27 protein-coding genes are annotated in these 26,344 nt (G+C 51.7%); 11 read left to right on the top strand and 16 right to left on the bottom strand.

Annotated elements, in window-relative coordinates; all coding sequences use genetic code 11:
• The first annotated feature begins 291 nt into the window (after window positions 1-291).
• The gene (locus tag VIN76_RS15525) at window positions 292-1,266 is read left to right on the top strand and encodes a DMT family transporter (protein ID WP_332042780.1); all 975 of its coding nucleotides are present in this window, start codon (window positions 292-294) and stop codon (window positions 1,264-1,266) included.
• On the top strand, window positions 1,263-2,207 hold the full coding sequence (locus VIN76_RS15520; protein WP_332042779.1) for a DMT family transporter: 945 nt from the start codon (window positions 1,263-1,265) through the stop codon (window positions 2,205-2,207). Before VIN76_RS15525 ends, VIN76_RS15520 begins: the two co-directional genes overlap by 4 nt.
• A 25-nt stretch (window positions 2,208-2,232) precedes the next feature.
• Here the strand turns inward: VIN76_RS15520 and VIN76_RS15515 are convergent, their stop codons facing one another.
• Window positions 2,233-2,643 (bottom strand): hypothetical protein, encoded by a 411-nt coding sequence (locus VIN76_RS15515; RefSeq protein WP_332042778.1) that lies wholly within the window; start codon window positions 2,641-2,643, stop codon window positions 2,233-2,235.
• Window positions 2,644-2,979: 336 nt separating this feature from the next.
• Between VIN76_RS15515 and rnk the strand changes: the two genes are divergently transcribed.
• The 8 genes from rnk to VIN76_RS15475 all read left to right on the top strand — a co-directional run bounded on the left by rnk (window position 2,980) and on the right by VIN76_RS15475 (window position 10,951).
• Window positions 2,980-3,399, top strand: a complete 420-nt coding sequence (gene rnk, locus VIN76_RS15510; protein ID WP_332042777.1) for a nucleoside diphosphate kinase regulator — start codon at window positions 2,980-2,982, stop codon at window positions 3,397-3,399.
• 118 nt (window positions 3,400-3,517) lie between these two features.
• The gene (locus tag VIN76_RS15505; protein ID WP_332042776.1) at window positions 3,518-5,128 is read left to right on the top strand and encodes an FMN-binding glutamate synthase family protein; all 1,611 of its coding nucleotides are present in this window, start codon (window positions 3,518-3,520) and stop codon (window positions 5,126-5,128) included.
• 631 nt (window positions 5,129-5,759) lie between these two features.
• Window positions 5,760-6,821 (top strand): efflux RND transporter periplasmic adaptor subunit, encoded by a 1,062-nt coding sequence (locus VIN76_RS15500; RefSeq protein WP_332042775.1) that lies wholly within the window; start codon window positions 5,760-5,762, stop codon window positions 6,819-6,821.
• Between the two features lies 1 nt (window position 6,822).
• Window positions 6,823-8,028 carry an ABC transporter permease gene (locus tag VIN76_RS15495; protein ID WP_332042774.1) on the top strand — a complete coding sequence of 402 codons (1,206 nt, stop codon included), beginning with the start codon at window positions 6,823-6,825 and terminating at the stop codon, window positions 8,026-8,028.
• Window positions 8,025-8,711, top strand: coding sequence for an ABC transporter ATP-binding protein (locus VIN76_RS15490; RefSeq protein ID WP_332042773.1), 687 nt, complete (start codon window positions 8,025-8,027; stop codon window positions 8,709-8,711). The genes VIN76_RS15495 and VIN76_RS15490 overlap by 4 nt, the downstream gene beginning before the upstream one ends.
• A 213-nt stretch (window positions 8,712-8,924) precedes the next feature.
• Window positions 8,925-9,695 (top strand): adenylate cyclase, encoded by a 771-nt coding sequence (locus VIN76_RS15485; protein ID WP_332042772.1) that lies wholly within the window; start codon window positions 8,925-8,927, stop codon window positions 9,693-9,695.
• A gap of 144 nt (window positions 9,696-9,839) precedes the next feature.
• Window positions 9,840-10,193: a DsrE/DsrF/TusD sulfur relay family protein gene (locus tag VIN76_RS15480; protein WP_332042771.1), complete on the top strand. Its 354-nt coding sequence runs from the start codon at window positions 9,840-9,842 to the stop codon at window positions 10,191-10,193.
• A 95-nt stretch (window positions 10,194-10,288) separates the two neighbouring features.
• On the top strand, window positions 10,289-10,951 hold the full coding sequence (locus VIN76_RS15475) for a class I SAM-dependent methyltransferase (RefSeq protein ID WP_332042770.1): 663 nt from the start codon (window positions 10,289-10,291) through the stop codon (window positions 10,949-10,951).
• A gap of 485 nt (window positions 10,952-11,436) precedes the next feature.
• Here VIN76_RS15475 and VIN76_RS15470 read toward each other — a convergent pair whose 3' ends face one another.
• The 3 genes from VIN76_RS15470 to VIN76_RS15460 all read right to left on the bottom strand — a co-directional run bounded on the left by VIN76_RS15470 (window position 11,437) and on the right by VIN76_RS15460 (window position 12,486).
• Window positions 11,437-11,622: a hypothetical protein gene (locus VIN76_RS15470; RefSeq protein ID WP_332042769.1), complete on the bottom strand. Its 186-nt coding sequence runs from the start codon at window positions 11,620-11,622 to the stop codon at window positions 11,437-11,439.
• Between the two features lie 280 nt (window positions 11,623-11,902).
• Window positions 11,903-12,118 (bottom strand): GDCCVxC domain-containing (seleno)protein, encoded by a 216-nt coding sequence (locus VIN76_RS15465; protein WP_414696388.1) that lies wholly within the window; start codon window positions 12,116-12,118, stop codon window positions 11,903-11,905.
• On the bottom strand, window positions 12,118-12,486 hold the full coding sequence (locus tag VIN76_RS15460) for a hypothetical protein (RefSeq protein ID WP_332042767.1): 369 nt from the start codon (window positions 12,484-12,486) through the stop codon (window positions 12,118-12,120). Before VIN76_RS15460 ends, VIN76_RS15465 begins: the two co-directional genes overlap by 1 nt.
• 56 nt (window positions 12,487-12,542) lie before the next feature.
• Here VIN76_RS15460 and VIN76_RS15455 point away from each other — a divergent pair, with 56 nt between their 5' ends.
• The gene (locus tag VIN76_RS15455; RefSeq protein WP_332042766.1) at window positions 12,543-12,944 is read left to right on the top strand and encodes a helix-turn-helix domain-containing protein; all 402 of its coding nucleotides are present in this window, start codon (window positions 12,543-12,545) and stop codon (window positions 12,942-12,944) included.
• An 86-nt stretch (window positions 12,945-13,030) separates the two neighbouring features.
• Here the strand turns inward: VIN76_RS15455 and VIN76_RS15450 are convergent, their stop codons facing one another.
• The 12 genes from VIN76_RS15450 to VIN76_RS15395 form a co-directional block, all read right to left on the bottom strand.
• Entirely contained in the window at window positions 13,031-13,894 is an 864-nt protein-coding gene (locus VIN76_RS15450) for a nucleotidyl transferase AbiEii/AbiGii toxin family protein (RefSeq protein WP_332042765.1), read from the bottom strand.
• Window positions 13,895-13,898: 4 nt separating this feature from the next.
• Window positions 13,899-14,585 (bottom strand): hypothetical protein, encoded by a 687-nt coding sequence (locus tag VIN76_RS15445; RefSeq protein ID WP_332042764.1) that lies wholly within the window; start codon window positions 14,583-14,585, stop codon window positions 13,899-13,901.
• A gap of 168 nt (window positions 14,586-14,753) precedes the next feature.
• Complete coding sequence (locus VIN76_RS15440; RefSeq protein WP_332042763.1) at window positions 14,754-16,466, bottom strand: sulfatase-like hydrolase/transferase; 1,713 nt, start codon at window positions 16,464-16,466, stop codon at window positions 14,754-14,756.
• Complete coding sequence (locus VIN76_RS15435; RefSeq protein ID WP_332042762.1) at window positions 16,459-19,605, bottom strand: efflux RND transporter permease subunit; 3,147 nt, start codon at window positions 19,603-19,605, stop codon at window positions 16,459-16,461. Before VIN76_RS15435 ends, VIN76_RS15440 begins: the two co-directional genes overlap by 8 nt.
• Entirely contained in the window at window positions 19,602-21,086 is a 1,485-nt protein-coding gene (locus VIN76_RS15430) for an efflux RND transporter periplasmic adaptor subunit (protein WP_332042761.1), read from the bottom strand. Before VIN76_RS15430 ends, VIN76_RS15435 begins: the two co-directional genes overlap by 4 nt.
• Window positions 21,083-22,360 carry a TolC family protein gene (locus tag VIN76_RS15425; RefSeq protein WP_332042760.1) on the bottom strand — a complete coding sequence of 426 codons (1,278 nt, stop codon included), beginning with the start codon at window positions 22,358-22,360 and terminating at the stop codon, window positions 21,083-21,085. The genes VIN76_RS15430 and VIN76_RS15425 overlap by 4 nt, the downstream gene beginning before the upstream one ends.
• Window positions 22,361-22,549: 189 nt before the next feature.
• On the bottom strand, window positions 22,550-22,924 hold the full coding sequence (locus VIN76_RS15420) for a hypothetical protein (RefSeq protein WP_332042759.1): 375 nt from the start codon (window positions 22,922-22,924) through the stop codon (window positions 22,550-22,552).
• 140 nt (window positions 22,925-23,064) lie between these two features.
• Window positions 23,065-23,421 carry a hypothetical protein gene (locus VIN76_RS15415; RefSeq protein WP_332042758.1) on the bottom strand — a complete coding sequence of 119 codons (357 nt, stop codon included), beginning with the start codon at window positions 23,419-23,421 and terminating at the stop codon, window positions 23,065-23,067.
• A gap of 36 nt (window positions 23,422-23,457) precedes the next feature.
• On the bottom strand, window positions 23,458-23,850 hold the full coding sequence (locus VIN76_RS15410) for an ion channel (RefSeq protein ID WP_332042757.1): 393 nt from the start codon (window positions 23,848-23,850) through the stop codon (window positions 23,458-23,460).
• A 26-nt stretch (window positions 23,851-23,876) separates the two neighbouring features.
• Window positions 23,877-25,214: an APC family permease gene (locus tag VIN76_RS15405; RefSeq protein ID WP_332042756.1), complete on the bottom strand. Its 1,338-nt coding sequence runs from the start codon at window positions 25,212-25,214 to the stop codon at window positions 23,877-23,879.
• Window positions 25,215-25,242: 28 nt separating this feature from the next.
• A complete protein-coding gene (locus VIN76_RS15400; RefSeq protein WP_332042755.1) occupies window positions 25,243-25,611 on the bottom strand; it encodes a hypothetical protein in 369 nt (122 codons plus the stop codon).
• A 74-nt stretch (window positions 25,612-25,685) separates the two neighbouring features.
• On the bottom strand, window positions 25,686-26,339 hold the full coding sequence (locus tag VIN76_RS15395) for a class I SAM-dependent methyltransferase (protein WP_332042754.1): 654 nt from the start codon (window positions 26,337-26,339) through the stop codon (window positions 25,686-25,688).
• Window positions 26,340-26,344 lie beyond the last annotated feature (5 nt).

Below are 26,344 nucleotides of genomic sequence, written 5' to 3'. Positions count from 1 at the left end.
GGGTATCAGATCTGGTGCACTCATACCCACGTTTCGCGCAGATTTCTTTGATATTCAGTTGTATATATTGAGTGTTTTAATCTCGACCTGCTTGCATTTTCCTCATCTTAATAGTCATTTATAGCACTCATCAAATGTCAATTTTATGCTCTGCCAAGGCATGATATGTGCCACATGACTAAACAATCGATGTCTCCTTCTACAGCAAATCCGTATATAGATACGTGAAGCTATTACTGATTCTGTAAAAGCTACCTGACTCACCCATAATCTAGCAAAATTGGATCGGTAATGGTTCCGCCGTGCACAAATAGTTCTGCCAGCAGTTATCTGCCGCAATTGGCCTTGCTAAGCGCTGCAGCTTTATGGGGCGTCAGTTTCCTCGTTACGAAAATGGGCATGGAATTTAGCGGCCCGTTTGCGTTTGTTGCACTTCGCTTTGGGGCAGCGGCTTTAATCTTAGGAGTGTTGCTACGCGTACCGCTCTTGCGGCTGACGCGGCGCGAATTAGCTGGCGGCTTCTTTGTTGGTCTTTTCGGTGCTTTTGGATCTGTATTTGTGGCCTATGCCCTGAAAACCGAGCCCAGCGCACGCGTGGTATTTCTTGCCGCGCTCTATGTGCCATTGGTACCCGTTCTCCATTGGGTCTTGTTCAAACGTAAACCGGGAAGAAATATTTGGGCAGGCGTTGTGCTGGCCATTTGCGGCGTCGGGCTGATGGCCGGAATTGCCAGCGCGTCGGCTGATCTCAGCACCGGAGACGGATTTGCACTGGCCAGTGCCGGGTTTGTTGCAATGCAGATCATCGTTCTTGGCGAGTTTTCAAAGGGAGTTAACACAAAATCACTTGCGTGGACGACCCTGGCATTTACCGCGCTTGTGGCTGCTATATTTTCCATAATGATAGGTGAGCCTGCACCGCAGATCAGTAACCCGACCCTGTTCTGGATCATTATAGGCTTCGGTGTTTCCACGGCCTATATCCAGCTTGCTATGGGCTGGGGACAGGCGCGGGTGGATGCGTCAAAGGCCTCCCTCATATACGCAACCGAGCCTGTCTTTGGAGGCCTGGCTGGCTGGCTCGCCGGGGAAGTACTTGGCGTAGCTGATATAATCGGGGGCTTGCTAATCGTCACAGGTTTTATAGTAGGAGCTATGCCCAGCAACTCGCATTATCGGCGCCGTTTTATCGTAATACGTCATTGGCTCTCGGCCAGATTTGGCGCAGGTCGCTATACGGGTGAGCAGTTTAACGAGCTTCCGTGAGCGACATTGAGAAGACCTCTCGCCTGAAAAATGGCGCGGCTGCACTGTGGGCGAACGCTTACATTCTGCTATGCTTCACGGCATTATTCTGGGCCGGCAACAGCATTGTAGGACGAGCGGTGCGGGATTTGGTTCCGCCCATTTCGCTTGCTTTCTGGCGCTGGCTTCTGGCTCTTATGCTCTTGCTCCCGCTAGCATGGCCGCATCTCAGACGCGACTGGCCGGTATTGAAAACGAATTGGCGGATAATGCTATTGCTGGGAATATTGGGAATTGGAGCATTCAACACGCTCCTCTACACTGGCTTGCAAACGACGACCGCCCTTAATTCCTTGCTTCTGCAAGCCGCACAACCTGCGCTAATTCTCATCATGGGTGCGGTTCTGATGAAGGACCACGTGTCCGCGCGTCAATTATGGGGACTCATCATATCGCTGGCGGGGGTGCTTGCGATTATTTCCCAGGGAAATATCACTGCTATGCTGAACCTCAATCTGAATAAAGGTGACGGCATAATAGCCTTTGCGGTGCTGCTTTGGTCTGTTTACGCGGTATTGTTACGTCGACGGCCGAACATTCATCCTCTCAGCTTTCTCGCCGCGACGCTTGTAATCGGCGTCATCTTCATCGCACCACTTTATGCAGTGGAGATAGCAAGCGGCCGCCTTATAATCCCATCGACCGAAACCTACCTAGCCATTGGCTATGTCGCTATTTTTCCTTCGTTCATCGCATATCTTTTCTTCAACCGCGGCGTCGAACTGATCGGATCAGCTACCACAGGGCAATTCATGAATATCCTACCCGTCATGGGGGCCGGGCTCGCGATGCTGTTCCTGGGCGAGAATCTGTTTACCTTCCATGTCATTGGCATTGCACTTATCTTTGCAGGGATATTTATCGCCGGCAAAGAACCGCACAGCGGGAACCTGTCACTCTGAACAGCCGCCACTAACCGTCAAACGATTATTTTACCTCTGGAAGCGCCAATAGGTCCTCTCTCGTAAGATTGGATTCGAGTTCCCAGTCATCATCCACTTGTTTCGGGGTAAGTCCCTCCAGAGGAATCTCAACAAACCTGTCTGGATCTGAATCCTCAATTTCAACCAGCAAATGAGTGACTGTGCCCGAACTATCCGTAATCACACGCTCAACTTCCCCAATTTCGATACCACTTGCGTTCAGAATTTCGGCATCGCCTAATTGTTTCATGGTCAACCCAAGAGCGCCTCCCTGACCCGAAGTATCTGCAACAGTTCTGTCAGCTGTATTTTCTGCCATATTTTGATTGGTTTCTGAAGGTGGATTATTGTCAGAACAAGCGGAAAGAACCGCCGCTATTGCAATGAGACCAGTGATAGGGACTAGTTTAACCATGACGTATCTCCTTATTTCATAACAAGACGTATATCATAATAAGCTGTTGTGGTCAGCAAAACCCTGCCCGGACACGTTAACTATGCCGAACATGTGGTTATTCGCTCTATTAAGAACCGTTTGACTTATACTCTTGACCGCACCATGTTAATTTCATGGTTATGACCACTCCTCTCGGGCGATATCGCCACCTTTCGGGACAGCTCGCCGCAGGAAGCTGACCCGGGCCTGCGCTATCGGCTTCGGCAAACGAGGTCCGGGATTTTCACAATAGATATTGAGAGAAAAGCAACGCGTACCGCAGTGCTTTCCAACAGCATGAAAAGAACCCGTAACATGGAACATAAAAATAAAAACCCCGGCGCTGATCGTCCCGTCATCCATATGATCGACACGGAGAGTGACGAAATTGAAGCGCTGGCCATGGCAATGGAATCGCGGAATCCCAAGGTAGCAGAACTGCTTTATGAAGAGCTCGGCCGCGCAGACCTCCATCCCGCAGCTGATATGCCTGTCAATGTAGTGACGATGAACTGCAAGGTTGAATTTGTCGATGAACGTAGCGGTGCCCAGCGCGTGCTGGAACTGGTCTACCCCAAAGATGCCGATATCGAACAGGATCGCATTTCGATTCTCACACCGATGGGAGCAGGACTGATCGGCATGGTCGCCGGTGAAACAATTGCCTGGCCCGACCGTAGCGGATCTGAAAGGGTGCTGCGCATCGTCGGTGTAACTCCACCAGAAAATCGATAGGATCATTATATTTGCCGCGCTATCTGCGTTAACATATTGACAGGACGCACCCGCTCTGTTGCGTTCGACGACCTTGATATTCGCCAGATCCACGAGCGTCATAAGGGGGCTTGAAAAAATGAGATTCGTTGTTCCTATATTACTGGTTATGGCTGCAACGCTCCTTGGTTTTGCACTCCCGGCAAACCCGTGGCTCATTTGGCTGTTGATACCTGTGATACTACTCCTGCTCGTGGGAGCTTGGGACTTGCTGCAGACCAGACATACACTGCGCCGCAACTATCCTATTATCGCGCGAATTCGGTGGTTTTTTGAAAGTTTACGGCCATATCTGCGCTCCTATATTGTTGAAAGCGATCTTGATGGCAGGCCGTTCAATCATAATGACCGCGCACTGGCCTATGCACGGGCAAAGGACGATATTTCATCTCATCCGTTTGGCACGGAACTCAACGTCTATTCCGAAGAATATGACTGGCTCAGCCATTCGATCGTCCCCAACGAACGCGCTCCAATGGATTTTCGTGTCGATGTCGGTGGCCCCCAATGCACAAAGCCCTATTCTGCGGCTATCCTAAATATCTCGGCCATGAGCTTTGGCTCACTCAGTGCGAAAGCTATCGAAACGCTCAATCTTGGCGCTCTTAAGGGTGGGTTTTATCATGACACGGGCGAAGGTGGATTCAGCCCCTATCATGCAAAACACGGCGGCGATATAGTTTGGGAAATCGGCAGCGGCTATTTTGGGTGCCGCAGCGATGATGGCAGGTTTGATCCAGAGAAATTCACAAAAACTGCCGTTCTTGACCAGATAAAAATGATCGAGATCAAGCTCAGCCAAGGTGCCAAGCCCGGTCAGGGCGGAATGTTGCCCGGGGCAAAAGTCAACGCGGAAATTGCAGCAACACGCGGGATTCCAATCGGAAAGGACTGCATCTCACCGGCAGCCCATTCAGCCTTCACCACACCGATAGAATTGCTCCAATTTGTTCAGCAACTTCGGACATTATCCGGAGGCAAGCCCGTCGGGATAAAATTGTGTGTCGGCCAACCGCATGAGATTTTTGCGATCATGAAAGCAATGCTTGAAACAGGGATAATACTTGATTTCATCGTTGTCGATGGCGGCGAAGGAGGCACTGGCGCAGCGCCGGTCGAGCTGTCCGACCGGGTTGGAATGCCTCTGCGAGAAGGTCTGATACTGGTCAATAATGCGCTTATCGGTTCTGGACTTCGCAGCGATATACGTCTTGCCGCATCGGGCAAAGTAATTAGCGGGGCCAGCCTGGCGATGAACGCTGCGCTAGGGGCTGACTGGTCCAACGCAGCGCGCGGATTCATGTTCGCATTGGGCTGTGTCCAATCGCTCCAATGCCACACAGACAAATGCCCAACCGGCATCACAACCCAAAGCGCGTCACGACAGCGCGGTCTGGTCGTCGCCGACAAGGCAGAACGCGTGTTCCGTTTCCAGAAACAGACCTCCGCTGCTCTGCGCGATATTGTCGTCTCCATGGGACTGGACAGCCCTACTCAAATCCGACCACATCATCTTCATGAACGACTAAATGCAGTCAAATCCAGCTCCATTGACGGTATCTACCCGTTCCTGAAAAAAAACGCCTTGATCGACGCCCCCGAAGCCACCCCTTATTCACGCTTCTGGGCAGCAGCCCGAACCGACAGTTTCCGGGCCGTCCCCGATATAAGCCAGACCAGTTATAATTGATGGCTGGGGTGGCTGGTTCTAACTTTATAGTTTGTGTGCTTCAAAACGTTCATTGCGGATTCTCGCATTGCAAAGTCCGCAGTTATTGCGCAACAAACTGAAAGGTATAGTAGAAAATACAACTGGTTTAGCAGCTGGTCCTCGCAGCGCAGTTGATCGACAATAATACTTAACCCTGTTTTGAATTGCTTCATTTGACACTTTCGGTTAGCAAAGCGAACAGACAAAAACTGTGCGAGCACTAATGGTCGCGCAGACGCGGAGATGGAGTATGGACCCCAAAACCTCATTGGCGATGAGGCAATCTAATCTGGGGGTCAATCCTTGTGGGTCGGCATTTTTGCGGGGAGTAACGTTGCAGATTTCCGAGAATTCACGACAGCATATTGAATATCTTTCCCAAGTTATTCTGAGGCGTTTCCAGGAAATCGCTGACCACACCAGCTACCGCACTCCTGTTGGTCGGCTGGCATCACTTGGAGTGGGTGGTGACCTGTCCCTGCCCAACGGCAAATGGGTACGCCACAATAATGATATGCGAAATCCTACTCCACTACCGGCGGGATGAAAACCTAATGAGCCCCATTTGGCATGGTTTGCCGTGCGGCAATACATGGTAGGAAAGGCCCGGATGAAGACCAAACCATATCCTTATTTTCTCGGATTGCTGGCGTTAGTTCTACTGGCACTGATTGGTTACTGGTTTCTGGTACCACGAGACAAGGAAGTCGCCGCGCTCCTGATCGAAACCACACCAGCGCAACGCCTGCTTGCCGTCAATGGACGCATTAGGCCAAGGCTGCAGGTCGACATACGCCCGGCACTTGGCGGGGATCTGGTTGCCTTGCCCTTTGATGTCGGGGACCGCGTTGCTGCCGGACAGGTGCTGGCAAGGATTGATGATGCGCCCGAAACGGCAGCGATTGCCGAGGCGGAAGCGTCTGTCCAGACCCAGCAGGCAACTGTTGCGCAGGCGCGGCGCGATCTTGCTCGCTTCGAAGCATTGGGTCAGTTCGCAACAAAACGAGAAGTTGAACAACGGCGCCTCGCTGTAGTGGAAGGCGAGCGCGAGCTGAGCCGTCGCCAAGCCAGTGTGGTGCAGGCGAGCGAGTTACGCGACCGGCGGGTGCTTCGTGCACCGTTTGCCGGGGTCATCTTGGAACGCCCCGTCGATCCCGGTCAGACAGTTGGCCTCGAAAGCATCATCTACCGACTTGCCGATCTCTCCAGCCCGGAAGTCACGGTCGAGGTTGACGAGGTCTATGCCACTGAAATTCGTCCCGGCATGGAGGCTCTGGTCAGCCTGCCGGGGCAGCAGCGTCAGATCGGGGCGGTAGTTGCGCATATCGAGCCCCGAGTTGACCCGACCACAGGCGCCCGCGATGTCCGCCTTAGCCTTGGCGATGCAGTGGTCGACGCGCCTTCCGGGCTCACCGTGACGGTGAACTTGGTCATCGAACGGCGCGAACGCGCCATCAGTGTACCGCGAAGTGCCATTGTCCAATCTGCAGGCGAAGCACATGTGCTAATCGTCTCACGTGATGGCATCGTCGCGGTCCGGCGGATCGGCTTCGTCGACTGGCCCTCCGAAAGTGTAATCGTGACCAGCGGCCTGCAACCCGGCGAACGCATTCTGTCTGATCCAAGTGCGGCCCAACCCGGCGACGAAGTCAAGGTACGGGCAGCCGACTAGGATGACACCATATGCCGTCAAGCTTGCCATCCGGCATCTGCTGTCTCATCCAGGGCAGACGGCGCTACTGATGTCCGGCGTCGCGCTAGGCGTCGGCGTTTTCATTTTCATGAGCGCACTCATCGGTGGCCTAGCTACCCTGCTGACACTACGGACCGTCGGCAGCATCCCTCATGTGGTGCTGGAAATGCCTGATCGAGACCCTGCCATCCTGGTGCCGCAATCCGGCGCTCAGGTGGTGCTGCAAAAGGACCTCAGCCGGCGTGAGCAGATCGCTATCTGGCAGCCCGCAGTCCCCATCATCGAAGCGGAACGGGGCGTCACTGCCGTCTCACCACAAATTCGCGGCTCCGCCTATGTGGAGCGAGGACAGGCTCTTGCGCCGGTGGGAGTCATCGGGGTCATGCCGGGCAAACTTTCCGACATCGCCAATATCGAAGCGGCTATAGTCGATGGCAGCAGCAACCTGCCCACTGACGGCGTGCTGCTCGGTAGCCGACTGGCGAATGACCTGGGCCTACGTGTCGGGCAGGTAGTGCGCCTAACTTCGGACCGCGGCCGAGCGCGCAGTTTCCGGATCGGCGGGATATTCACCCTCGGTGTCGCCAGTGCTGATCGCCAGGCCGTCTACATGGACTTCACCACTGCGCGCGCGCTGTTCGATCTTCCGACCGGCATTTCCCGCATCGAGATCAAAGTCAAACCAGCCACCGATGCGGCGGGCATCGCAGCACGCCTGCGCCGGTCAACGGGTCTGAAGGCCACCGCATGGACCGAAGACAACAGCCAGTTATTTGAAGGACTTGATGCCCAAGCCCGCACCGGCATCATCATCAAGGCGTTTGCGCTCATTACCATCGTGGTCGGCATCGCCAGCGCCATGCTGCTGTCCATCGTCCGCCGCCAAGCGGAGATTGGCATCATGCGAGCCATGGGCGCCGGCAAACGGTTGGTCGTTTCCATCTTCGTGCTGGAAGGCACACTTATTGGCCTTGTCGGAGCGGTCGTCGGCGCGGGCACGGCATGGATCGTCCTTCTTCCAATGCCACCGGTGGCCGAAGTGCAGAGCGGCGGGCTGCCCATCGACCGCGCACAGGGTGACTTCCTGCTTGCGATCACGCTCACGACACTTGCCGCAATGCTCGCCTCGATCCTGCCTGCACGTCGGGCCGCCCGGATCGATCCGGTTGAGGCCATCGGATCATGAGCGAGGAACCAATCCTCTCCGTGACAGAGCTGACCAAGATCTTCGGCGAAGGAGTTGCCGAAACGGTCGTCCTCAAGGGCGTGGACCTCTCCATGATGTCCAGCGAAATGTCTGCGCTGCTCGGACCATCAGGCTCGGGCAAGAGCACATTGCTGAACATCCTCGGCACCCTGATGCGTGCCAGTGGGGGCAGTCACGAAATGCTGGGAGTGGACCTGATGCAGGCCAGCGAAGCAAAGCGAACCGAGTTTCGCAGCAAACACCTGGGCTTCGTGTTTCAGTTCCACCACCTTTTACCCGATCTGACGGCGCTGGAAAACGTGATGATGCCCGCAGCTTCTGCCGCCGGTCGAGAAACACGGCTCATGCGTGAACGCGCTACCGAACTGCTTGATGCCGTGGGCCTTGCGGACCGCAGAGACTTCCGTCCCGTCGCTATGTCGGGTGGTCAGCGCCAGCGAGTAGCCGTTGCCCGTGCGCTCATAAACAATCCGGTTCTGGTTCTGGCGGACGAGCCCACCGGTAACCTTGACCGGCAATCGGCGGACCAGGTGATGGACCTGATCCGTTCGATCAACCAGACCATGGCAACCAGCTTCCTGATATCCACCCATGACGAACATATAGCGGCGCAATGCCCGCGCCGGATCGAACTTCTCGACGGCCGGATCGTCCGGTCATGAGTTACCAGAGGGCATTTATGAGAGGATGGTGGCATGCTGTTAGAAACCATTCATAAGATGTTTAACTTGATGGATCGCGATTCCGAACAGTAATCGGGTACATTAAACAAGGTCAGTTACTATCCTGATTAAAGTAACTTCCGTACGGCAATTGTTGACAATTTATGTCATTGTGATAATTTACTTGCAATTAGACTGTGGGAGGGGGTGACCATGGCTACATCAGCTGCACAGCTTCAAATGACGGAAAACCATTTCTACCGTCGCGTGGCATTGGCTCTTGCTCTTCTGATAATATTTGGCTTCGGGATGTTCAGCCTGCTTGGGTTGACCAACCTTCGGATGATGCCGACAAGTACACATCTGCATGGCCTGATTATGGGAACTTGGCTATTGCTCTTCGTGGTGCAGAATTATCTCGGGACAGGACGCCGCCTGGCTCTTCACCGCAAGCTAGGCTGGTTTGGTGCAGGGTTAGCCGTAATCGCAATAATCTCAGCGTGGAATACTGGTATAGTCACAATGGCACTTGACCGGGCTCCACCCGTCTTCACCTCGCCCTATTTCCTCGCACTCAATCTCATACAGCCCATTTTCTTTGGTGGCCTCGTCTTTGCCGCAATCTGGATGCGCAAACGTACGGACTGGCATCGTCGGCTGATGTTGGGGGCAATCCTGATTATTGCCGAACCGGCTATCGGTCGCCTTGCCATTATCGTCGCGGTGCCAGCACTGGGCGGTCCGGAAACTGCGATCCCGCTATTATCGACAAATCAGTGGATTATCCCTTTTCTCGAAATGGTTGCTCAGCTTGCGATATTGGCCATCATTATGCTGCGCGAACGGGCAATTCGCGGAAAGATTCATCCAGCGTTCAGGGTAATTCTCATCGTCATTCCTGTTTTCTATGCTGTCTTATGGTCTGTTTCCATAGTGCCCGCTTTCATGGAGCATGCCTTGGCCTTACGTGGTAGTGCTTTATAACAGAGCTGCAGATATACCGGTATTATCGACTAAGGCAGCTTTCTGGGTCGTGACAATCTCAATGTTCGTCTCGGACGTCTTGCGGCTCTGGTTTGGCGGGGAAACTCACCCACGACTCAACACTGCACGAAAAGGAGAGCCGGAATGAAACATCTGATTCTACTGAATGACCCACCTTATGGTACCGAGTGCAGCTATAACGGCCTTCGCATGGCTCACGCCTTGAGCAAGCACGACCCCGACGCAGAGGTGACTATTTTCCTGATGGCAGATGCCGTTCTCTGCGCCAACGCCGGGCAGAAAACTCCGGACGGCTACTACAACATCGAACGCATGATCCGTCGTGTTCTTTCCTCCAAAGGCCGCGTGCTGATATGCGGCACCTGCATGGATGCACGCGGGCTAACCGACGGCGACATGATGGAAGGGGCATCCCGCTCTACCATGGACGAAATTGCCCAAGCGACCCTCGCCGCGGAAAAGGTCATGGTTTTCTGATGGCACCTAGGGCTCAGCGCTCCGTCTCGGACCGACGCGATCCCGACACTGCGCTACAGGATCTTCCCGACGCCTATGCAGGCTGGCGAAACAGCATGCTTGGCCGGATCACGGACACGCTTGAGGAGCGTCTCCTGCTCGAACGGATAGGCCCGGCTCCTGGCATGCGCGTCCTGGACGTGGGTTGTGGTGACGGCGTGCTGACCACACGTCTCGCGCAGGATGGTCTGGAAGTCACGGGTCTCGATACCTCAACGACCATGATCGACGCTGCGCGCCGCCGCGTAAAAGCCGCAGGTGTCCAGGCCGAGCTGATCAGGGGTAATGTTGCTGAACTTCCGTTTCCCGGCGAACAATTCGATTGTGTCGTGTCGGTCGCCACGCTCTGCTTCGTCGACGATCCTGATCACGCGATCCGGGAAGTGGTCCGTGTGCTCAACCCCGGCGGTCAGCTGATCCTTGGAGAGCTCGGACGCCGGAATCTCTGGGCGGCGCAGCGGCGCATAAAAGGCTGGTTCGGCTCGAACCTGTGGCGTGCAGCCCATTTCCGGAGCCGGGCTGATCTACTCGCGCTGGCCGATCGGGCGGGGCTCAAGGACGCTGCCGTGACTGGGGCCGTCTTCTACCCGCCATTCGGACTTGCCGCAAAGACCATGGCGCCGATCGATCCATGGATCGGGCGCTGGACAACGCTTGGCGCGGCCTTTCTAGTCCTGAATGCAACGAAGCCCTGCAAGACCCATCTCATGGGTTCGTAGTGAGATAATGGCGGAGAGACAGTCCGCTGAATATCAGGTACAATAAATTGATATCATTCAAATAAATATTTTCGAATTTTATTATCCCCACACCTGTCCCCACAGTTCGAAGTTGGAGATCAAGCGCGGTAATCAATCTAGAGGAGGTTGCGCAACTTTCATATTGGAAGATCAGAACACGTTACCAATTCTACCGAAGCAACTTGATCTAACTTTTAATCAGTAGGTCGCTGGTTCGAACCCAGCAGGGCTCACCATAATACGTTGTAAATAAACGTTTTTCTAACAGAGTGATATTCAAAGTTGCAATATTTGCAACTTGGGTAGCATTTTGGGTAGCAAATGGGAAAACTTCAATTTTGCCTAGCTGGTGGATGAGCGATTCTTTAACGCTTGAAGGACAAAATAGTACAGGCCGACGTTGACGAACCTTCTCGCTCAAATATCGATCAATAATAAATGCTATCGATGGAGATGCTATCCCATTACGATTTCTCGTCGCGAGAAAATTCAGCGAAAGTTGCATCAAGGTCTTTTGCAAGTTGATTAAGCTCACGATAAGCGCCCAGCCGCTCAAGCCCGTCAAGACGTTTATTGCGGGAGAGAAGGTTCATACGGCTTCGAATTAGTGTCGCCACAGTTTTCAATGTTGTTGGATCTGGATCGCTCATTAAAGGATTGTATCACAATTCAAATCCGCATGTGAACAGGAGGATTATTCCTCAGTAAAGGACCACTTGAAATCTGAAGAAAAGGATGGGTTCGCGTAGTGGTTTTCTAAAGCAAAGAAGGTACTCTGATGGAAAAACCTTGGATAAACATGATCGGATCAATTCGAGCAGGCCTAACTGGGGGTTTGGAGTAGGAGGTTTGAATTCCCTCGTCCCGAGCAATTTTCCGCCATTTCTCAAAATGCTGGATTCTTATATCACTGCTGTAAGTGCAATCCGTCTAGCAGCAAGCCAAACCGCCATTGGCTCGGGCTTCCTGAATGGGAGGACAAGAAATGGTTCCAAACGAACAGAAAACACAGCAATCGCCTTTATTCGGGCGTAGAACCACAGCACATCCCTTGCAGTCGTAAAAGAACTGGCAAGCATCGGTTGGCATGGTTTCGGTTTCGGCGTGGCCACATTTTGGGCACGTGATCATTGAATGTAGTTCCATCATCGAAATCCCAACAGACGCAAAATATCGCCCTCAAAACTTGGTAAAATAAAAGCCAAAAAGACAATAAATGCGGAAAGACCAAACATTATGATTACCCGTTTTCCGGGTCTTCTACCGCCCCAAAACGATGCAATAACGCCCAGCGTGATCAAAAGGAGCGCCCCGATCAGGAAATATTCCGTTTTATCGGCAAAAAATATCAGATTGCCAATAACAGCAGAACCGACACCAATTTTGAACAATATGATTGGCAAGACACAGCAGGAAGCACCAATCAGGCCCGCAATTGCACTAGCCAGCCCGCCGCCTGCGGCCAGTTTCTCTCCCGCTCTCGGTTGCATCTGTTGCTCTGTCATCTCGCTCATGAAACTGTTATACGCCCTGTAGTAACTACAGGATCAAGAGATTTATCATGCAGCCCATGAAGCGCGGCAAACTGGCTAGGTCCACCGGATGCAATCTGGAGACGATACGCTATTACGAGAAGATCGGTTTGCTGCACGAACCAGACCGAACCCCAAGTGGTCACCGCATATATTCTGCGGACGATCAGCGAAGGTTGAAGTTCATCTTGCGCAGCCGGGAACTAGGGTTTTCAATAGAGGAATTGCGCGGACTGCTTGGTCTTGTGGACTCTGACAACTATACTTGCGGTGAGGTATTGGATGTAACTACCCGGCATATTACGGACATCAAGAGTAAAATATCAGACCTGAGGAAACTAGAACGAACCTTGTCAGCCATGTCTTCACAATGTGCGGGAGGCAAAGTTCCTGATTGCCCTGTGATCAATTCGCTGTTTGATGAGCAATCGCTGAAGTGAGTGGAAACTAATTTCGGGGAGCAAAAGATAGGATCGATTCTACTACCAGCTTTCATTGGCTTTGCTCTCATGAAAGCCATCAACTACTATGCAGACTCTTCATTGTTGATCATTTTGCTCAGTTTGGAATTGAAAAACCGCTCGCTCCAAAGCTTCAAGGATTCTTCTTCTACCGGGCGTAGAAACCGCCGGACATCCTCAGCGGCCTCTTTCCAGTCAATCGATTGAATTTTATTCATCATGGCGGCTTCAAGCCAATTCGAGTTGACCGCAAGTTCGCTCTCCTCAGCCCATGGACCAAATTGACCTAGAGCTGCTTCAAGGTGCGGCAAGTTCGGGAAAACGCCTTTGGCAACATACCAGGAAAAATCGAACCAATCGCGTCCTTTTAGATATTCACGGCACAGCAGCGTATGAATCTTCAATGCGAAATTAGATGCCATGTCTTGGTGCCGCACTTCGTAATCCACCGGGAAGTCCAAAAAAGTATATTCATCATTAGAGCCTACAGGAGGTTCTACATCGATCTCGAGCTTAATCTTCAGCTTGCGGCGCGGGTTGCGATTGGGAAATGATAAATCCAGCTGATTTGCAATGGAATTATCCTTAATCACAGCTCGGCGGATTCGATTTTCCATCTGCTCTTTTGAAACAGTCTCGGGTTTGAGACCATATTCTTCGAACGTTTCCGTCAGGATTTTCAGATAGGGCGACCAGTCAAAATCTGCGTCGGGTTTGAGCAGCATAAAATCCAGATCTTCTGAAAACCTCGGAAGCTTATGAAGGATTCGCAGACTCGTACCCCCTTGGAAAACGGCGGCATCAAAAAACTTTGCGCGCCAAAGCCCATAAAGTGCGATTTCCTGAATGATTTCCTTCGTCGCATTTTCCTCCTCAATATCGTTTGTGGGTTTGTAGCTAGCCAAACGAGCCCGAATTATATCATTCATTTCATCAAGCCTTCGTCTTTTGGGTTCTCTTCTGCGCTTTCAAGGCAGCCACATGCTGGTCAAGCTGGTTTAGAAATTCCAGAACGGCTTTATGTTTGTAAACACGCCTCAAGACATGAAATTCCTTCCGAGGCGTTTGCAGCAGATACTCTGGATCAACGCGCATTCCGTTGACAATCCATCCCATTCCTTGCCATTTGTATTTTTTGAGAGCGACCAGATCGAATAGAGCGCGCAGCGGCTTTGCTACCAGCATGGTTTGATTGCTGATGGTCTGGCGTTCAACTCCTTCAAGAAATGCAACCTTGTTGAGTGCGAGGGGGCGAAAAGCAAATTTCCCAAAAACAGAGTGGTCGACATCAGCAGATTTGCGTCCCGGCGTCACACTAACCGTCGCAAATACGGCCTCGGGGATCCATCCGTGAAAGGCGAGCGCACTTTCCATTGAGACGTAACTGCCTGCGACTAATGCCTGTGCTAGACGGAATGGATGAATTGGATGCTTTCGGTATTGATCCGCCAGAACATATTGACCGCGTTTGATTTTTACCAGGTCGCCTGCTTGCATCGCCCGCTTTACCAGACCATAGCGGCTGTTGTCACTGCCGCCCAAAATGCGCGCTAGTTGCTTTTCGGTTAGAATCTGGTCTGCATAATTGGCATCAATTACACTTTGGATCAGCCTGTTCATAAAATTCCCTATACTGTCATATAATGACAGTTATACGAATTTTCTAAAATTTTCAATAATGAAGCGGTATCCGGCGGAAATAGAAATGCAAGAAACGCTTGGGACAGACATGTAACTCTCTACTCCCAAGTTTTTTCAACTCATAAAAGTAAAAAATAATCGGTAATCTCACTGCTCACGCAGTTTCCTTGTCTTTGGATAATCAGAGAGCGGTGGCCGTGCAACCTTCCCCAAAGGAATATATATCCAAGCCGGGTCGCTACCGAGACGCGCATTGAAATTGACGTTAAATGTGAAGGGATCGGGATCATCCGAAAACAAGTCGAAGCCATAGACTTCTTCAATATCGCTCTTCGCATACCCCATCGCACCCAGCAATGTCGGAAAAATCCTGTAATTGCTTAGCTGATCATGATTTGCTTTCGCTGCCTTGGCCCAGCGCGCCTGCTGCGAAGGCGGCCCTCCGATTACCACCAGTGGGACCACGCCCTCTTCAATCTCAGGATTGGATGTGCAATGCGTCGCTTCTCCATATTCACCTCGTTCATGGAATGTCTGGCCATGATCGGAAGTGTAAATGACCATGGCATCACCAATTTCAGATTGTGTAAAAAGCCGGTCAAAAAAGCCGCCGACATTCCAAAGCAAAGTATTCCGGTAGCTGTTACGATAAAGCACCCAGTTACCTTGCCGGCCATCCAGATTGTCTGGAGGTGCCTCGCTTACATCGGTAAACTGGCGCTTGAGCATAGGCGCATAACGGGCATGGGAATTCGGAAACTTGTCACTTACTGGAAAGTGTCCGCCAACTTTATTGACAAGAATGAACTGCTGTTTTTCGTCGTTCAAATAATCTGCCAAACGGCCTGCCACAGCCTGGTCGCGATACAGAACGGAAACATCGTCAAACTGGTCCCATTTGTCTATCAACGCGCGTTCGGCGTCATCCATCAGGTTTTGATAAGTGCCACCCGTACGCTGCGCATCGATATAGATTGTTTCAAGATTCGCCGCTTTAGCATAGGCCCAGATGGAAGGTTTGGATTTGATCGTCTCGCGGTAGTTGTCCCGTGTTCCGCCATATCGCAAGGTGACATTGGCTCCAGCGCTGCAATTGGTGATGGCGGCGGCGAGACCAAAATTGTGGACCGGCGCTTTGGTCTTGGGATTCGCCAATCCGGAATAGACACCCGTCTTACTATTGATGTCGAGATACGCACCGGCGATGCTTTCATCTACAATGAGCACGATATCTGCAGCCGGTTTTGCGCGCGCAGGTTTAATCGCTACCGCTTCGCGGGAGCTATGATCCTGAGTTAAATATTCGTAGCCATACAGTAATCCATAGCTCAATCCGCTATGCGAGGATGGTAGACCACTGGCCCCTTCCCCGCCTCGAAAAAATAGCATGAGAGCGAGCACCAGAATAATAGGCACTGACAAGAGTTTTAAAAGCATCGCAAATATACCCTGCGTAACAGCAGGTTTCAGGCCAATGCCAACAAGCAGGATTATAGATTTACCCACGGCTAAGGTTATCACCTCGCCATGCTGTCCTGCTGCCTCGCCGATATTTTCAGCACTTTGGATCATAGTGATGAACGCTTCATAGTCCATGAAATCACCAACGACCCATTGATAGCTATCCACCATCATCGACCCGGCAGCAAGAAATACGGCCAAAGACCAACGCAAAATTCCGTTACGGATTAAGCCTGCGCCAACAAGGCTGAGAAGACATAAGGCCAACAATATGCAAAATGCCGCCAACGCAATGAGTTGATTTCCGGTTTCGAAGAGCTGGGTCAACCGGCGCCCGATTTCCGGACCGCCTGCCAACGCAGTCAGCCCAATCAGAATTAACTTGAGGGCATTACCCATTGTCACGCATGGATTTGTTCTTCATCGCCTCCCGGTTGCGAAGCAATAAATATGCTACTGGAATAACAAACATCGACAATAATGGCGCGCTGATCATGCCTCCCACCATCGGAGCAGCAATGCGGCGCATGATTTCAGAACCTGCCCCTGTTCCTATTATGATCGGGAATAGACCTGCCAATATTGTTGCAACTGTCATCGCCTTTGGCCGAACCCTGAGCAGAGCCCCCTCACGCACGGCCCTCAGAATTTCTTCAGCATTAGGCCTGTCTCCGGCGTCGGCGAGGGCCTGCTTGAGGTAAATCAGCATGACCACACCAAATTCAGCGGAGACGCCTGCAAGAGCTATGAAGCCAACGGCTGTCGCAATCGACTGATTAAGTCCCATGAAATAGAGTAACCAGAGCCCGCCGGTCAAAGCAAAGGGCAAAGTTGCCATGATCAGCAGAGCCTCATCAAATCGTCGGAATGTAAGGTAGAGCAGAAAGAATATTATAACCAAGGTCGCCGGTATCACGACCATGAGCCGCGATTGCGCGCGTTCCAGATATTCGAATTGCCCGGTATAGGCCACACTGACGCCTGCTGGCAGATCGATTACACTATCAATCGATTCCTGCAGATCCGCCACAACCGACACCAGATCACGTCCGCGAGTATCGATATAGACCCAGGTAGACGGGCGGCCATTTTCACTGCGAAGCATCGGCGGCCCCGCGCTGGTTTCAACATCGGCCACGGTGCCCAATGTGATTTGTTCCATAGATGGTGTGAGAACTGGCAGGTTTCTGAGATCCTCCAAGCTGTTTCGGATGCCGCGAGGATAACGCACATTGATCGGATAGCGCGCTAGCCCTTCCACTGTTTCCCCAACATTCTGCCCGCCTATAGCGCTGGCGACAATCGACTGAACGTCAGAAATATTAAGACCATATCTGGCCGCTGTTTTTCGATCGATTTTAACATCGATATAGCTACCGCCGGTCAGTCTTTCCGCCAGAGCAGAACTGACACCATCTACCTTCTTGGCCTCGGCCTCGATCTCACGTGCAACCTTGTCAATCATATCCAGATCATCGCCTGATACCTTGATACCAATCGGGCTTTTGATCCCGGTTGAAAGCATTTCGATACGATTACGAATGGGCGGTATCCAAAAATTGGCTAGCCCTGGCACCTGAACCGCCTTGTCGAGTTCCTCGACAAGCTTTTCAGAAGTCATCCCAGGTCGCCATTCAGATTCCGGTTTGAAATGGATGGTTGTTTCAAACATGGTCAAGGGCGCAGGATCAGTTGCCGTGTCCGCGCGACCGGCTTTGCCGAACGCCGTCTCTACTTCGGGCACAGCCTTGATCATCCGGTTCGTCTGTTGCAACAGTTCGCCTGCTTTGGAAGGCGATAATCCTGGCAAGGCATTGGGCATATACAGCAGATCACCTTCATCCATTTGCGGCATGAATTCACCGCCAAGTTGACTGATCGGCCAAGCGCTGGTGGCAAAGATCAGGACCGCAATGACCAGCACCTTTTTAGGGCTCTTGAGCGACCAGTCCAAAGCGGGCTGATAAACTCTGGTCAAAAAGCGGTTGATCGGGTTCTTATTTTCTGACGGGATTTTGCCGCGAATAAAATAACCCATCAGAACTGGGATCAAGGTGATCGAAAGTATCGCAGCCCCAGCCATGGCATAGGTTTTGGTGAAAGCGAGGGGTTTGAATAACCGCCCCTCTTGCCCTTCAAGCGTAAATACTGGCAGAAAGGAGAAGGTGATGATGAGCAAGCTCAAAAACAAAGCTGGACCCACTTCAACCGAAGATTTGATAATGAGCTGCCAATGGTCGGTTACCGGCATTTCCTGGTCAGGATTTTCACGTCGCCATCTCTCGAGATGCTTATGCGCATTTTCAATCATAACAATCGCGGCATCGACCATGGCCCCAATAGCAATCGCTATGCCGCCCAAAGACATGATGTTCGCATTAATCCCCTGAAAGCGCATGATTATAAAGGCGATCAAAATACCGAGGGGCAAGGTCAGCACCGCAACCAGCGCCGATCGGGCGTGCCACAGGAATAGAGCGCAAACGATCGCTACAACAACAAACTCTTCACCAAGCTTAATCGACAGATTATTGACCGCTTCATTGATCAATTCAGAGCGATCATAGGTGGTCACGATTTCCACGCCCTCGGGCAAACTCGCCTTCAGCGCTGTAAGCCTTTCTTTGACAGCATTGATCGTTTCGCGAGCATTTTTTCCGGAGCGCAATATGATAACGCCGCCTGCCACTTCGCCTTCACCATTTAGTTCGGCAATGCCGCGCCTGATTTCCGGGCCTATTTGTACGCGCGCGATATCGCCCAAGGTAATCGGTACACCACCGGTTTCGGTTCTCAGAGGAATGGAGCGAAAATCCTCGAGGTTTTCCAAATAACCAGTGGCCCGGACGATATATTCACGCTCGGCGAGTTCCACTATCGAGCCGCCTACTTCCATATTGGCGTTTTTGATCGCCTTTATGGCGGTATCCTGGTCGATACCGAGAGACACCATCTTATCGGGATCAAGCACAACCTGATATTGTTTGACCATGCCGCCAATGGACGCAACTTCCGCTACTCCCGGGATTGTCTGCAACTCATAGCGCAAGAACCAGTCTTGAAGACTACGAAGCTGGGACAGATCATTTCTGCCCGTCCTGTCGACAAGCGCATATTCATAAACCCAGCCCACACCGGTTGCGTCAGGTCCAAGCGAGGGCACGACACCTTCCGGCAAATCTCCCTGCACCTGGCTCAGATATTCGAGCACCCGGGAACGCGCCCAATATAAATCTGTGTCATCATCAAACAAAACATAGACATAGCTGTCACCGTTGAAGGAATAACCGCGCACAGCCGTTGATCCGGGGACGGAAAGCATTGTTGTTGCCAACGGATATGTTACCTGGTTTTCAACGATCTGCGGTGCCTGGCCTGGATAAGCCGTCCTGATAATGACCTGGACATCAGAAAGATCAGGCAGCGCATCTACCGGTGTGGTCCGCACAGCCCAGAAGCCGGCTGCCACAATCGCGCCTGCCAATAGCAATATAAGCATGCGAGCACCGACGCTCGCGCGGATGACTGTTTCGATCATTTGGCAACCTTTGTCCGGCTAATTCCGGTAACCGTAAAAGCCATTCCCTTTTTTTGAAAATCGATCGTTACTTCATCGCCCTTCTTAAACCCGCGAACAATCCCCGGTTTTGCGAGCTTGAAGTCCATCGTCATGCCGGGCATATTCAGCGAAGTGATAGGACCATGCGTGAGGGTAATGGCGTCCTTTTTAATCGCTTCTATCCGTCCCGAAGCTTTGTGATCCCCCGCATCTTTCGGAGCAGGCTTTGCCTCGCCTTGGATTGGACGGACATCAATGCCCGACAAGTTGGCTTCGGAATCCACAAGGAACTGACCCGAAACGATCACTTTTTCACCCGGTGAGAGGCCTGCGAGTATTTCTGTTTGTCCGCCGCCTTCTCGGCCAATTCTGACTTCAGCCGGACGGTATCTGCCGTTATCGCTAGATAACATGACCAGCGTTCGCGTGCCGGTGTCTATGATAGCCTCGCTAGGGACCAGAATGGTTGGGCTGCCGATACTTCCAAAATCAACTGCCGCAAACATACCGGGCCTCAGCTTTCCGCCCTTGTTCGCAAGCTCAATACGTGCAGTCAGCGTTCGGCTGCCGGTTTCTGTTGTAGGCAATATCGCAATAACCTTGCCTCCAAAATTCGCTCCCGGGAAACTTTGCAACTTGGCGATCGCCGTTTGCCCAACCCGGATCTCTGGCGCTCGGGCTTCCGGAATGGCGGCATCGAGCCACACGGTTCCAAGTCCATTAATCTGCGCCAAAGGCTGTCCCTCAACCAATGTCATGCCCTGACGGACATCGAGACGCTCGACAACGCCGCTTACGGGCGTTGTAACCGTATAAACACTGTGCGGCCTGCCCGTGCGCGCTACCTTGCGGATCAAACTGTCCGGCATGCCCAGGAGGCGCATTCTTGCCTTGGCAGCATTGGCAAATTCGGTGTTACCGCTGCGAACAAGAGCAATATATTCAGCCTGCGCACCGCCCCAATCAGGCACCAGAATATCTGCAAGCGGCGCGCCTGCCGGAACCACGTCACTTGGCGCACGGCGATAGGTTCTCTCGACAAATCCGCCAGACCTTGCCTCTACAATCGCGATGTCCCGTTCGTTAAACTCAATGGTCCCGGTAACGCTCAGACTGGATTCAATCCTGCCCATTTTGGCTTCTGCGCTGCGAATACCCAGATTTTGAGCAATTGCAGAATCAATGGAAACGCCAGGCTCTCCGCCCCCCTCTTCTTCGCCCGCATATTTGGGCACAAGCTGCATGTCCATGAACGGAGACTTTCCCGGTTTGTCGAATTGTTGATTGGGAAACATGGGGTCGTAGTAATAGAGAATATCCCCTTCACCTTCGGCCACCTGTTCATGCCCAGCGCTCTTGGAGCCGCTGGTGCCGAGCCAATAACCGCCACCACCAGCGAGAACTATAGCAACAAGAACAACCGCGCCCCAACGCGTCTTCTGTGCGGATGTAAATGTCATGGCAAATTCCGATCATAGGTGAATTTAATGCGAACCGTATCGCGAACAAAAGTTCTCTCCCGGTCCAGTAAGTCGATTTCAGCTTCTGCGAAGACAACAGCTGCATTGAGTGCGGTGCCAAGATCTATCCGACCCGCCGCGTAGCTGATCCGGTCCATTTCAGCCTGTTTCTTGGCGAGCGGTAAAAGTGTATTTTGAGAGCGCAGCCAGTTTTCTTTATAAGCACGGTTGGATGCCAAATCAGATTGGAGTTCAGCAATCAGTTGGCGCCGCAAATCTTCCAGCCTGAGCCGCTCAGCTTCGGATTTCAGCATACTGGCTGCGATACGCGGATTTTGCCTTTTCTTGGCAAATATTGGCAAATTTATGGTGACGCCTACAGATACGTACTCGCCATATTCTGGCCGCCGATGAGCGTAAGACGCGTTAATGCTGTAATCGATATTTTTACCTGCTCGAGCAAGATCAACATCGGCCTCGGCGCGCTTCACCCTGGCTTCGCGAATTTGAAGCAGCGGCAGCAATTCCAAGCTTGTAAGCAGCGCTTCACGGTCCAATTCAAATTCTGGTGCCTTGCCCGCAATTTCGGGGCTTTCGATTCTGATCCAGCGAGAAAGCGAGGCTTTCGCGATTTCAACATCAGCCTCACGCCTGGCGCGCCGGTCGGCAAGTTCGGCCGTGAGGCGTTCCGGATCAAATGCCTGCGCAGGCCGCGAATATCCCGATTCAAGGCGTGATGCGACGGTGTTTGTCAAATCATCAAGACTATCCTGCAAAATTTTGAGAATGTTGAGCCGCCGGTGAGCATAATAGAGATCGACCCACGCAAGAGCAGAATAGAGACGGACATTTTGGATCTCATCCTTTTCCCCGGCTTCTGCCGCTACAATATCAGCCGAGGCCTGCTGTGCGCGGGCTCTGCGCTTTGCAATGCTCGGCACATCCTGGCTGATACCAATTCTTTGCCGCGGAAACCCGTTACGACCGGGACGCGGTGAAAATTCAAACGGTCCTGCTATCCGTGTGTCGAGAAGATCGACGCTTAGTTTGGGGTCCGGCAGTTGATCAGCTGCAATAGCTTCGCTTTGCGCTGCTTCTATCTGCAATCCTCTTGCCTGAATGCCGGGCGCTTTTTCTACTGCAAGGTCGATAGCTTCGGCAAAACTGACTGGCTGCGCATGGAGCGAAAAAGCCGGCAAGCTTAAAGCAAGAGCAGCTAGTGATATGTTGACCACCTTGATGCGGGGCTCTCCCTGGTTTGGTTTGTGCGCCATATTGTTGCTCGCCAATTCATTTAAATCCAGCGCTCGACTCTCTCGAGCGACGCAGGAATATTTGTCAATTTGTGATAAAAATATACGCGGCAGCCCCTGTTTTAGTAGCGGGCGGCAGAGTAATTTTGGTCAAAAGAATGATGCAGCATAGCTGTAATTGAAGTCAGCATATGCTTTTGCAGACTATTGTCAGATATTAATGGGAGGTCTGATCTCTGGCGTTCGCAGGACACCAACTGGATTGCCGATCGGCAACCGCACCTGAGCGCTGGATGTAACAATCCCAGAGAAAATTGCCGACCAGCTTCCCATAAAACTGACAGAAGCTGGCGAGCATGACTGCGTTGCGGCACAATCGGAACCGCAGCAATCTCCAGAATCGTTGGATTCATCCAGATCGCCAGCGGCGTGTTCCATTTCCATCTCGTTGCAATCAGGCATTTCTGAGTTACCGTCATGATTTTCTGTATGCGACGAACAGCTCGTGTCTGTAGCCACAGATTGGCTAGCCATGCCGATTAAGGCAAAGCCGAGTAAAAAAAGATAGAACGCTTGCTTTAGCACGCCCTGCTTGTCCAGAATTTGCTGAATACCGTCAAGAGTAAGTTCGCTTCTCGATTAAAAACTTCGGTTCAAACTTAATATATCGATATCCTTTGCGATGAAAAGAAAACGATCTTGAGTTTCCAGATGAGCAATTCCTATTAGAATTGGGCATCGGGTAACTCGCGAAATTGGATAGCGCGATCAACAAATTTCCGCATATGGGAAGCCGCATCTATAGTAAGTGGGTGCTGCGTCGATCCGGCTCTGGGGGATATAAAGTCAGCCATTTCCCGAATCAGTTCATGCTGCTCATCTGGCGCCTGCGTAAGCAGGGAAATAATGATGTTTTCCAAAGCAATCACCCGCACACGAAGATGGACTAGTTCCGTATTGGTAAGTTCGGGAATATCTTGAAGCTCGTCTTTCTGCCGGGCATCCGGTCCACCTTCATTTTCCCAGCGAGAAAGCGCTGCTTGCTGCCCGCTTGCTTGACGTTTGGGGGTTTTTTCAATCATCCTAAAATCCTTTCCGGCAGAGATCTGCCTAAACCATTATGCCGGACTAGTCTCGGTTTCCGTCATCAATATAAAAATCAGTGAGGCGGAACAGCTTATCAGCAAGAAACCGTTCAATGATTCCACGCCCGCCAAAAACCGCAAATGTCCGGTCGGATAAATATCTCCAAGGCCAAGGGACGTATAATTCACCAAGGAGAAATAGAAAATTTCCATCGATGATATATCTCTCGGCTTAAAGCCACCAAGGCCAGCATTGGATCCTGCTATAAACGCAATTGCATATAGGCCAGCCTCCAAGATATGGGCGACGGCTGCTGCATAAAGCCCAATGATCAATTTACGCGTTTTGCCCAGGTTTGTTGATTTGAGCCATCGGTGCGTCCGGTGGATAACCTGAAAGTGAATAAATCCAGTTATGCCAAACATCGATAGACCCAGCAAGATTGTCCAGATCAATGGGAATGCCCTTCCATGCCGGTTTCCGCCTTGTCGTCACTCCGCTGGTTTGACAAATAATATTTCTCGAAAGCGAAGAACCCGGCAATGCCAGCGAAAGAAATAGCAATGATCATTGGATCACTAGCTGCTTTCATGGTCAGGAACGCTCCAAGGACAATCAAATCCAGGATGATCGCGCTAAGCAAAACCCAACCTTTTGCTTCGACATCGTCTTTGAGATGGCGATACACGCCCCAATGAATAACTATGTCCATGACCAGATAAAATATAGCCCCCAAGGATGCTATTCGGCTCAGATCAAAAAACGCAGCCAATAGACCTGCGGCGATAACAGTGAAGACAAGCGTGTGTTTTTGCACGTCACCAGGCATTCCAAAATGGCGATGGGGGATCAAGTTCATGTCTGTGAGCATCGCAAGCATGCGCGATACGGCAAAGACACTGGCGAGAAGACCCGATGCTGTTGCGATGATGGCAACGGCAACCGTGAACCATACTCCATAGTCGCCAAAGGCAGGGCGCGCGGCCTCTGCTAGCGCGTAATCTTTAGCGGCAGCAATTTCACTGATACTCAAAGTGGACCCGACAGCGAGCGCCACTGTCATGTAGACCAGCAAACAAATTCCCAAAGAGATCATAATGGAGCGCCCGACGTTTTTCTCAGGATCCACAACCTCGCCGCCGCTATTCGTGATGGTGGTAAATCCCTTGAATGCCAATATGGCCAGTGCAATCCCGGCAATAAAGCCGGTCGGGGAAGTTGCTTCGCTTGGCGCAGCTTGCGTAAACTCGAACGTGAACCCGGATGCCCAGAGAATAGTGAGAGAGAAGATTAATATCCCGCCAATCTTTAATATCGCGGTGATCGAAGATACGGCGCCGATAATCTTGTTGCCGGCGATGTTGACGATAAACGCGAAGACGATCAGGCCTATGGCCAGTATCGGAACCAGCACGGAATCACGCCCAATGTCAAACAGTTGGAGCGTATATGTCCCGAAAGTTCTAGCAACAAGACTTTCGTTGATGATCATCGAAAAGGCCATCATTAAGGCAGCCGCACCTGTGACGGTCGATGGGCCATATGATTTCTTGAGTATCATCGCGATACCGCCAGCTGACGGATATTTATTGGATACTTTAATATAGGTATAAGCGCTAAACCCGCTGATCACGGCACCTATCAGAAAGGCAAGCGGGAAAAGCGGCCCGGATAGTTCAGCAATCTGCCCCGTTAGCGCGAATATACCAGCACCAATCATGACGCCGGTACCCATGGCTACCGATCCGGCCAGTGTTAAACTATTTTTGCTATATGAACTTTTTTGCATCTATTTTAGCCTTTGAGATATGCGGAGTTTATGGCCGCGGTTGCCGTCTGGCAAACCACAGGCTGATCAAAGGAATGACCAGCCACATTAGGATGGGAACAAAGCCGATATCGGTGCCAGGCACCAAAGGCATGAGCTCGCTATATTGCCAGCCCCATTCCGATTCATACGGCATATTGTTAGCTAACCGTTCGATAATTACCGTTATTCCGAGCCCAGTCAGCAAATAGATGCCAATCATCCAGTAGGTTGGGCGATGCATCCAGTGCCTGTTCCGGTTCAAAATAGAAACAACCGTATAGGCGAGCACCAATATCCCCACGTCGCCAAATGTTGCCCGCGTGCAACCTAGAGTTTTCTCCCAATAGGTTGCCGACCCGACATCAAAAAATGGCATTTGCAGGATTTCCCATATGAAGGCTGTGAAAAACCCGAACGTGGCTATGTGAACCTCGGGCTCTTTGTCGAATTTCACGACGCGAGAAACTTGGCTTTGAATAGGGAAATGGAACCCGTTGCTGTCGGGAAGCTTAGTGTTTTTTCTGTCAGATATCCCGGCGCTACCAATATTCGTTCCAATATACCTTCAGCATTATGTTTCGTGTCTTCGACACCATCGAGCTGCTGCACCGTCATTCGAAACGCAGAGCGCATCAGCGGTGATTTCTGCATTGCATAATCTGCAATGTGGAGTTCACCGCCGGGCATTAGCAAGCTGCGCATGATATCAACTATCTCGCTCTTTTTCAAAAGAGGCACCTGATGAAACATCAAACTGGATGTTATTTTTGTCGGCTGCCAACCCTGCGGCAAAGCTTCTTTTGATAAGAACCCCGGAATGAATCGAATATTGGGACCGTTTATTTTCTTGGATGCCCGTTCGAGCGCCTCGATATCGGGATCAAGCCCCATGAAATCCGCTTCCGGACAATGCTCCGCCAAAATAGCCAACAGGCTTCCGGTCCCACATCCCACATCCAAAATCCTGTCGCCTGGAACCGGATTGATCTGCTTAGCTAGCGCCGAACGCCACGCATTTTCCCGTGTCAAATATCTGATCGCGAGATCATAGAGCGGCGTCAGGATTTTATAGCCTAATGGCGGAGTGTAGGTTTCGGTTGCCATTAGCT

The organism is Parasphingorhabdus sp., assembly GCF_036568145.1.
In the GTDB taxonomy this organism is placed as follows: Bacteria; Pseudomonadota; Alphaproteobacteria; order Sphingomonadales; family Sphingomonadaceae; genus Parasphingorhabdus.
The sequence above is the reverse complement of the archived record's forward strand: the minus strand, read 5'-3'. Positions and strand labels throughout refer to the sequence as shown.

Coding starts and splice junctions, on each gene's coding strand:
- VIN76_RS15525 (WP_332042780.1), top strand. CDS start 292: ATGGTTCCGCCGTGCACAAATAGTTCTGCCAGCAGTTATCTGCCGCAA.
- VIN76_RS15515 (WP_332042778.1), bottom strand. CDS start 2,643: ATGGTTAAACTAGTCCCTATCACTGGTCTCATTGCAATAGCGGCGGTT.
- rnk (WP_332042777.1), top strand. CDS start 2,980: ATGGAACATAAAAATAAAAACCCCGGCGCTGATCGTCCCGTCATCCAT.
- VIN76_RS15505 (WP_332042776.1), top strand. CDS start 3,518: ATGAGATTCGTTGTTCCTATATTACTGGTTATGGCTGCAACGCTCCTT.
- VIN76_RS15500 (WP_332042775.1), top strand. CDS start 5,760: ATGAAGACCAAACCATATCCTTATTTTCTCGGATTGCTGGCGTTAGTT.
- VIN76_RS15495 (WP_332042774.1), top strand. CDS start 6,823: ATGACACCATATGCCGTCAAGCTTGCCATCCGGCATCTGCTGTCTCAT.
- VIN76_RS15490 (WP_332042773.1), top strand. CDS start 8,025: ATGAGCGAGGAACCAATCCTCTCCGTGACAGAGCTGACCAAGATCTTC.
- VIN76_RS15485 (WP_332042772.1), top strand. CDS start 8,925: ATGGCTACATCAGCTGCACAGCTTCAAATGACGGAAAACCATTTCTAC.
- VIN76_RS15480 (WP_332042771.1), top strand. CDS start 9,840: ATGAAACATCTGATTCTACTGAATGACCCACCTTATGGTACCGAGTGC.
- VIN76_RS15475 (WP_332042770.1), top strand. CDS start 10,289: ATGCTTGGCCGGATCACGGACACGCTTGAGGAGCGTCTCCTGCTCGAA.
- VIN76_RS15470 (WP_332042769.1), bottom strand. CDS start 11,622: ATGAGCGATCCAGATCCAACAACATTGAAAACTGTGGCGACACTAATT.
- VIN76_RS15465 (WP_414696388.1), bottom strand. CDS start 12,118: ATGGAACTACATTCAATGATCACGTGCCCAAAATGTGGCCACGCCGAA.
- VIN76_RS15460 (WP_332042767.1), bottom strand. CDS start 12,486: ATGAGCGAGATGACAGAGCAACAGATGCAACCGAGAGCGGGAGAGAAA.
- VIN76_RS15455 (WP_332042766.1), top strand. CDS start 12,543: ATGAAGCGCGGCAAACTGGCTAGGTCCACCGGATGCAATCTGGAGACG.
- VIN76_RS15450 (WP_332042765.1), bottom strand. CDS start 13,894: ATGAATGATATAATTCGGGCTCGTTTGGCTAGCTACAAACCCACAAAC.
- VIN76_RS15445 (WP_332042764.1), bottom strand. CDS start 14,585: ATGAACAGGCTGATCCAAAGTGTAATTGATGCCAATTATGCAGACCAG.
- VIN76_RS15440 (WP_332042763.1), bottom strand. CDS start 16,466: ATGGGTAATGCCCTCAAGTTAATTCTGATTGGGCTGACTGCGTTGGCA.
- VIN76_RS15435 (WP_332042762.1), bottom strand. CDS start 19,605: ATGATCGAAACAGTCATCCGCGCGAGCGTCGGTGCTCGCATGCTTATA.
- VIN76_RS15430 (WP_332042761.1), bottom strand. CDS start 21,086: ATGACATTTACATCCGCACAGAAGACGCGTTGGGGCGCGGTTGTTCTT.
- VIN76_RS15425 (WP_332042760.1), bottom strand. CDS start 22,360: ATGGCGCACAAACCAAACCAGGGAGAGCCCCGCATCAAGGTGGTCAAC.
- VIN76_RS15415 (WP_332042758.1), bottom strand. CDS start 23,421: ATGATTGAAAAAACCCCCAAACGTCAAGCAAGCGGGCAGCAAGCAGCG.
- VIN76_RS15410 (WP_332042757.1), bottom strand. CDS start 23,850: ATGTTTGGCATAACTGGATTTATTCACTTTCAGGTTATCCACCGGACG.
- VIN76_RS15405 (WP_332042756.1), bottom strand. CDS start 25,214: ATGCAAAAAAGTTCATATAGCAAAAATAGTTTAACACTGGCCGGATCG.
- VIN76_RS15400 (WP_332042755.1), bottom strand. CDS start 25,611: ATGCCATTTTTTGATGTCGGGTCGGCAACCTATTGGGAGAAAACTCTA.
- VIN76_RS15395 (WP_332042754.1), bottom strand. CDS start 26,339: ATGGCAACCGAAACCTACACTCCGCCATTAGGCTATAAAATCCTGACG.